Here is a 7,506-nt window from a genome sequence, read left to right as displayed (position 1 = left end):
GAAATGGTAATGATACTATAGACTCAGGCAATGAAAATGACTATATAGACGCTGGTGATGGAGATGATGATATATATGGTGGAGACGGTGATGACACCCTAATAGGTGGTAAAGGAAATGACACACTTCAAGGTGGTATGGGAAGTGATACTTATGTATTTGGTAGAGATTTTGGAAAAGATGTAATCTTAAACTTTAATCCAAACAATGAGACAGATACTATTAAATTTATAGACTCTATTAGCCAAGATGAGCTTAACTTTAAAAGTATTGATGGAAATTTAGTTATAAGCTTTAAGGATAAAAATATAAAAGATACTATTACTATAAGTAACTTCTTTAAAGATAAGAACTATATGATAACAGATATTGAGTTTGATAAAGGTTATATGAGTTTATACCAAATTTAAGGACTCAAATTTAGATATGAAATTTTAGAATATTTATATCTAAATTTGATAACTTTTCAAGTAAAATTTAGTTTAATATGAGTATAATTTTATAAATTTATGGGTTAAATTTTAAGGACTGGAAATTTCAAATTTTACGCACTTCAAAATTTAAAAATTAAATTTAAGTAGAAATTTTAACACATTTAACACACAGCAAAATTTGTGGAAATTTCCACCAAATTTCAAAATCCAAAAGGAGAACAAATGCAAATTTTACAGAACAGAAGGAGTGAAGATGAAGCAAATCTTTAAAGCTATCCCCACTTTTATTTTTATTGCTAAATTTTAATTTAGGAGATGAAATGCAGCAAGATATAAAAACAGCTTTAAATTTAGATAACTTTAGAAATTGTGAGTTTGTGGCGTGAAAATTAAATAATAAAAGTTTTTTATGAAATTTTAAATAAAGGAGATAAATATTAGTGGAATACTACTTTATTGTTATGATTTTTATAGGAGTCATATTTCTTTGTGAGCCATACTCTATAGTTTATAAAAAGTATAAATTTAAGTTTTTTATAAAATGTATTTTTTGTTTTTATTATTTTAAAATTATAAAAAAAGAGTATAAGTCAAAAGATAATAAGGGTGCGTTGTATAATTTTATAGAGATATTTTTTTACTATTTAAAAATTTTTTATTTAATTATCTCGTATCTATTTTTATATTTTGGCATATTGGGGCTATGTTTTTTAGTAATACATGGAATGATATTTAGCATCTAGATAAAAGTGCTTTTATAACAACATGTTAAGCTAAATATATTTTTGAAAATAAAGTAAAGGATTAGAATATGCCAAATGATACAAATACAACGGTAATTACAAACAGAGAAGAAAAAACAAAAAACATAGAAAAAATAACAGATATTATTCAATATGCCGGAACTGTTCCTGGTCCACAACAAAACTATGTTAAAATTTTAACTGGGCACAGTGGATTTGCTGGAAGCTTGGCAAACCTTGTAGAGAAAAAAGGCAATGGAACAGTCACTAAAAATGATTATATAGATGTAATTGGAGATGCTGTAACAGTAGTTGGTGCAGTAGCTATTTTAGCTGGAGGTGGTGGATTTATTGCAGGAATAGCTGGTGCTGCTATAGGTGCAATAAATTTTATGGATAGAAATGATTGGGATTTTAATAAAATGAAAGACTCAATAAAAAATGGCATTGATAGTATTCGAGGTGATGAGCAAAGCATAAACAATTTAAACGATAATGAAAATAAATCACTAAAAGATTCCCTTGATGCACTTTCTTACTTCTTCAACCCCTTTGACCCTCGTTGGCAAGGCAAAGACCCTGATTGGCTAGAAGATATTAAAGATTTTTGGAAAAACTTCTTTAATCCAATAGCCGATGTTACTATCTACGACCCAATCACTCTTGACCTTAATAACGACTCTAAAATTTCAACTCTAAATTTAAGCGATGGTGTATATTTTGACCACAATGGAGATAAAATTGCTTTTAAAACAAGCTGGATAGGTAAAGATGATGGAATACTAGTATTTGATAAAAATAACAACGGACTTATAGATAATGGCAATGAATTATTTGGAAATTTCACTGAAATTTCAAGCAACAATTCTGAAATTTCAAATTCTCAAATATCAAATAACCCAAACCACAACATCTCACTTAACCAAAACAATCAAAACAAACAAACTTCAAATTCAGATAGCTTAAATTCTCAAATCTCAAGCCCTAAATTTGCCATAAATGGTTACCACGCTCTATCTTTACAAGATAGTAATAATGACGGAAAGATAGACTCTCTTGATGAAAATTTCTCTAATCTTAAAATTTGGCAAGATTTAAATGAAGATGGCATTTCTCAATCTAATGAGTTAAAAACACTAGATGAACACGGCATTAAATCCATATCTTTAAATTTTACTAAACCAACAAATAGTGATATTTTAAAAGATAGCTCTGATATTTTTAAAAGACAAAAATTCATACAAAATTTAAAAAAGTTAACAACAAGTAACCAAATAATAACTAAAAAGATTTATAATTTCAAAAGTTATAAATTTGCTATGTAAATGGAAAAGAAAATGATGAATGAAATAGATTTAATCAATAAAAGAATATTTTTAGTTAAAGTTCAGGTTGTTATATTTGTGATTGGTATGATTTTGGCTTTATATTTTAGTTGGCTAAAATTTGATTATTTTAGTTATAGTGTAGTACAAATTCTTGCAATTCCAGTAGGGGCTTTAGCTGAACCTATTTTTTACAAAATATATGTCTTGCTTTTATCTTTGATTATATTTTGTAAAATATTTTATTTTACAAATTTTTACAATAAAAAACGGCTTTTTTTACTATACATTTTTAATATTTTTCCACCATACATAGTTTTTTAGATGCAAACGAAAACAATTTGCAATTTGTATATATTTTATATTTTATCTCTATTTTGATTTATATTGTTTCTATATATCAAATCAAAAAATTTTATAAATTACTGAATGAAAAAATACTATATAAGGCGTTTTATTTTGTAATTTTCCCAGCAATTAGTATGTTTATATATTATAAATATGATTTAATGCATAATGCTAATTACTCTGATAATATGACAGAAGATAATCCTTTTCATATATTTTATGTATTTTTTGCACTTGGCTTTGTTGTATATTTACCATTATCAGTCTGGTTATCAATACCACTCAATTTAATAAGCGAATATAGATATTTTAAAAAAGAACTAAAAACAAAAAAATAAAACAAATGAATAAAATAAAATTTAAAACAAAGGATAAATAATGGATTTTTCATCTGTAAAGAGAATAGATATGTCACTAGGTAAAGTTAAAGAACAAGCTGCTCTATCTGCTAATAGTTACAAAGAACACCGTGTAGGAGAAAAAGTTAGGATAAATGGACATTCCTATGTGGTAGAAAAATTTGTAAATAGCAAAGATAGTGGTTTTTCAGCTACTTTATATAGAAAAGAAAACACAAACGAATATACTATAGCTTATCGTGGCACAGAATTATCCGATATTGGAGATATTAAAACAGATTTAAGGGGTGGTATAACCAACAAAAATTCTCAAAACCCCGATAGAGAAAAATTTACCAAAGAAGCAATAAATCAAATATCAAAAAACTTTTGATAATTATGTAGTTAATGGTGGGGATGATGCAACAAAAAGATACAAATTTATAAAAAATTTAAAAAATAAAATAAAAAGTAACCAAATAGTAACCAAAAAGATTTATAATTTTGAAAGTTATAAATTTGTAGCATGAAAGGAAAAAATAGTGAATTTGATTAAAGCCTTTTTCAAAGCAAACAATTTAGAATTTAAAAATATCTTAACAATTTTAAAATATATATGCATGTTTATTATAATTTTTACTTTTTTGATGATGGTTTATGAAATTGTTTCCCTTAATGCTCTTTATTATAATGACCCGTATAATAAATTTTTTAAAATATTTATTGTGTTTTGCTTATCAATAATATTTTATATATTTTTACCTAAACAAAAACAATCATTATTTAAAAATATATATTTTATTATTATATTAATCGCTTCATTGTTTTTATTTTTTAGTTATCAGATTTTTAAAGATTATTATAAAGAACCTTCGGAATTACTTGCGAAAATAATAGATTTTAGCTCGTCAGATATTTCAAATTTAACATACCACATAAAGCCAATAGTGGATAAAAATATACAAAATAAAGAATTTAAAGAAATTAAAAAAATTTTTAAATCACAAGGTTTTAATAAGTTTGAAAAAAATGGTAATGTTTTAAATTTTTCTATACAAAGTATTAGAATCAAAGGCGAAAAATATAGTTTTAAAATAACATTAAAAGAAACAAAGATGCCTTATCATGGAGTCAAATATGAACTTTTAGATGTTAAAATTAATCAATATGCAGTAATACTGCCATAAAAGGAGATGTTATGAGTAAAAAAAAGTTAATGAAATTTACATTTTTTCAACTAATTTTTATAGTTTCTATTTTGCCATTATATATTGAAACTTTTGATATTTTGTTAATTTCTGATTATGATTTAATAAAGATTGATTTAATTCAAAACGAAAATGAATTAACAATTGCCATTGATGGAATTATATCTTTATATCAATTTATTCACAATAGTGCAATCCTTATAATCTATATTTATATAAATTTATTTATTATAAATTATTATACCTATCATAAAATGAGCATTAACATTTATATTTTTTTTCAAAAATCTATTAAATATTTTATTTTATTACCAATAATTATTTTTTTTATAAAATCAATTATAAACGCTAATGATATAAAATTACTATTATATATTATTTTAAATTTGTATGTTCTAGCAATCATTAAAAAACTAATATAAAAAAAGGAAAAACTAAGATGTCTAAAATAGAAAAATATTTTAATGGCGAAATGCCGCAAGATGTAAATATTACTGCAAATATTATTGAAGCAAGAAATTATGCAAAAACTCATTATCCTTGGGAAACACTAGTGTGGTTTAAAAATAAGGTAGGCAATAAAAAAGATTGGGATTATAAACAGCAAGGAAGGGAATATGAAAATTTTGGAAATTGGCATTATGGCGTTATATCAAAAGCTATAGGATTACCTGAATCTGTTGCTTTATCGGCTGCAGGTGGGGCACAAGCTAAGTCACATTATAATTGGAATTTTGAGTTAGCATCTGCAATAGATTTTATTACTGGCTATAATCCAAGAGGCGGGTATCATGGTATATTGGATGACCCAAAAGATAGGGCTGAGATAATGAGAGGTTTTGAAGCATATGATAAAAATTATGGTGATACTACAAATCCTATGTTTGAAAGATTTTTGGATGATTTTAAAGATTTTTCTGATGATTTTTCCTTTTTATTTAATCCCTTCGACTCTCGTTGGCAAGGTAAAGACCCTGATTGGCTAGAAGACATAAAGGATTACTGGAAAGATTTCTTTAACCCAACAGCTGACCCACAACTTTACGACCCAATCACTCTTGACCTTAATAACGACTCTAAAATTTCAACTCTAAATTTAAGCGATGGGGTGTATTTTGATCACAATGGAGATAACATTGCTTTTAAAACAAGCTGGATAGGTAAAGATGATGACTTTGATACTATAAAAATATACAAATTCATACAAAATTTAAAAAAACTAACAATAAGTAATCAAACAATAACTAAAAAGATTTATAATTTTAAAAATTATAAATTTGTGGCGTGATAAGGATATAAATGGCAAAATTTTTATATAATATAAAATGTTCTTTTTTGGAAAAAATATTTTTGTTAGTTTTGTTACTTATATTAGAAAGTGTTTCTATATTTACTTTTTTTTTGATTATTGATCAAATTTATTCTTATATGAAAGATATAATTTTATTTATAATATATGGTATAATAATTATTCCTACTTACAGTTTTATTCATCTTATTATGATTATCTTTTTTGGAAAGAGCCACTATTTATTTGATATTTTTTCTATATTTTGCATAATAGTTTTTATTATGTATTTATTTTTATTTGAAATTATAAAATTCTTATTTCATAATTCAATTTTTTTAGAAAATTTATTCAACAACATGGATAACTTAAGAATATTTTGTTCGTATGTATCGATATTTACAACTATAATATTAATTATTTTTATAAGCGTATTTAAAAACAAAGGATAAAAAATGAATTTTAATTTTGATGAAGAAATTCCAAATGGTGTTTCAATCGATAAAAATGCAAAAAATGGTGAAAATATTCGAGCTTCAACAAGTATTGCAAACAATACAAGAACTATTTTAAAATTTAGAGCACTAGTAAAAAATGGTGGGCCAATGGACTACAAGACGCAAGGTAAAGAATTTGAAAATTTTGGAAACTATAATTATGGAGTTTTGGGACGCTCTATGGGAATAGACAAGAATTTTCTAAATGCAGCAGCTGGCGCGCTACAAGCAAAAAATATCATGAGTGCATACTTGAAAAATGGTAAAAAGTGGTTTGATGATAATAATTTTACAGATGCAGATAAAATAAAATATATGAAATATACTGAAATTGCAGATAAAATTAATGATAAAATTGGCACAGAAAAAACTAAGGACTTAGACTTATTTAGATACTTCTTAAATGAGAGTATAAAAATTGGACAAAAATCTGGAAATTATGGCTATTTTGATGATCCAAAAGATCAAAAATACATAAATGATGGTTATGAGGATGCTAAAAATAGTGGGTATGGTAACGACTTTAAATTAATTACTTTTGATGATTTTGATATATATAATGGATTTGGTTCTTTATTTTTTTTATGATAATCCACCCTATCCTTTTTCTGATAACAAAGCCACAATCCCTGATGATTACTTCTCACCAAATATATTTCCACAACTCTACGACCCCCTTACCCTTGACCTTAACGGTGACTCTAAAATCTCAACTCTAAATTTAAGCGATGGAGTATATTTTGACCACAATGGAGATAAAATTGCATTTAAAACAAGCTGGATAAGTAAAGATGATGGAATACTAGTATTTGATAAAAATAACAACGGACTTATAGATAATGGCAATGAATTATTTGGAAATTTCACTGAAATTTCAAATTCTCAAACATTAAATATTCCAAACAATCAAACTTCAAATTTAAACTCTCAAACTAAATTTGCCATAAATGGTTATCACGCTCTATCATTACAAGATAGTAATAATGACGGCAGAATAGACTCTCTTGATGAGATTTTCTCTAATCTTAAAATTTGGCAAGATTTAAATGAAGATGGCATTTCTCAATCTAATGAGTTAAAAACACTAGATGAACACGGCATTAAATCTATATCTTTAAATTTTACTAAACCTACAAATGGTGATATCTTAAAAGATAGTTCTGATAATGCAAATTTAAATGATAAAATAAATAACTTAAATTTTAATAATATAAATTCAAACAACTCAAATATCAACAACAACCCAAATTCTACTATCTCAAACAATAATCTAAATTTAAATTCAAATTCTACAAACGACAATAAAGCAACTCTAATATCTCACT

8 protein-coding genes and 1 pseudogene are annotated in these 7,506 nt (G+C 25.3%); all 9 read left to right on the top strand.

Features of this window, described 5'->3' with window-relative positions:
* Positions 1–410, top strand: a 410-nt coding sequence (locus F1B92_RS08660; protein WP_326833141.1) for a calcium-binding protein, incomplete at its 5' end; no start/stop codon positions are given.
* 835 nt (positions 411–1,245) lie between these two features.
* A complete protein-coding gene (locus F1B92_RS08655) occupies positions 1,246–2,502 on the top strand; it encodes a hypothetical protein (protein WP_154571441.1) in 1,257 nt (418 codons plus the stop codon).
* A gap of 15 nt (positions 2,503–2,517) precedes the next feature.
* Entirely contained in the window at positions 2,518–2,826 is a 309-nt protein-coding gene (locus tag F1B92_RS08650) for a hypothetical protein (protein WP_154571440.1), read from the top strand.
* 158 nt (positions 2,827–2,984) lie between these two features.
* Positions 2,985–3,188, top strand: a complete 204-nt coding sequence (locus tag F1B92_RS08645; RefSeq protein WP_229770998.1) for a hypothetical protein — start codon at positions 2,985–2,987, stop codon at positions 3,186–3,188.
* A gap of 40 nt (positions 3,189–3,228) precedes the next feature.
* Positions 3,229–3,582, top strand: a complete 354-nt coding sequence (locus F1B92_RS08640) for a hypothetical protein (RefSeq protein WP_154571438.1) — start codon at positions 3,229–3,231, stop codon at positions 3,580–3,582.
* A gap of 148 nt (positions 3,583–3,730) precedes the next feature.
* Complete coding sequence (locus tag F1B92_RS08635; RefSeq protein ID WP_154571437.1) at positions 3,731–4,375, top strand: hypothetical protein; 645 nt, start codon at positions 3,731–3,733, stop codon at positions 4,373–4,375.
* A gap of 460 nt (positions 4,376–4,835) precedes the next feature.
* Entirely contained in the window at positions 4,836–5,684 is an 849-nt protein-coding gene (locus tag F1B92_RS08630; protein ID WP_154571436.1) for a polymorphic toxin type 44 domain-containing protein, read from the top strand.
* A 455-nt stretch (positions 5,685–6,139) separates the two neighbouring features.
* Positions 6,140–6,769, top strand: a complete 630-nt coding sequence (locus F1B92_RS08625) for a polymorphic toxin type 44 domain-containing protein (RefSeq protein WP_154571435.1) — start codon at positions 6,140–6,142, stop codon at positions 6,767–6,769.
* Positions 6,741–7,506 (top strand): annotated as a pseudogene (locus tag F1B92_RS08620) (hypothetical protein); the annotation flags it as partial. The gene F1B92_RS08625 and the pseudogene F1B92_RS08620, both read left to right, overlap by 29 nt.

It is taken from the genome of Campylobacter portucalensis, from assembly GCF_009690845.1.
GTDB classification, from domain to species: Bacteria; Campylobacterota; Campylobacteria; order Campylobacterales; family Campylobacteraceae; genus Campylobacter_B; species Campylobacter_B portucalensis.
The sequence above is the reverse complement of the archived record's forward strand: the minus strand, read 5'-3'. Positions and strand labels throughout refer to the sequence as shown.

What these genes read in the sequence shown, in the direction of transcription:
- F1B92_RS08645 (WP_229770998.1), top strand. Translation starts at nt 2,985, where the DNA reads ATGTTTATATATTATAAATATGATTTAATGCATAATGCTAATTACTCT.
- F1B92_RS08650 (WP_154571440.1), top strand. Translation starts at nt 2,518, where the DNA reads ATGAATGAAATAGATTTAATCAATAAAAGAATATTTTTAGTTAAAGTT.
- F1B92_RS08630 (WP_154571436.1), top strand. Translation starts at nt 4,836, where the DNA reads ATGTCTAAAATAGAAAAATATTTTAATGGCGAAATGCCGCAAGATGTA.
- F1B92_RS08625 (WP_154571435.1), top strand. Translation starts at nt 6,140, where the DNA reads ATGAATTTTAATTTTGATGAAGAAATTCCAAATGGTGTTTCAATCGAT.
- F1B92_RS08640 (WP_154571438.1), top strand. Translation starts at nt 3,229, where the DNA reads ATGGATTTTTCATCTGTAAAGAGAATAGATATGTCACTAGGTAAAGTT.
- F1B92_RS08655 (WP_154571441.1), top strand. Translation starts at nt 1,246, where the DNA reads ATGCCAAATGATACAAATACAACGGTAATTACAAACAGAGAAGAAAAA.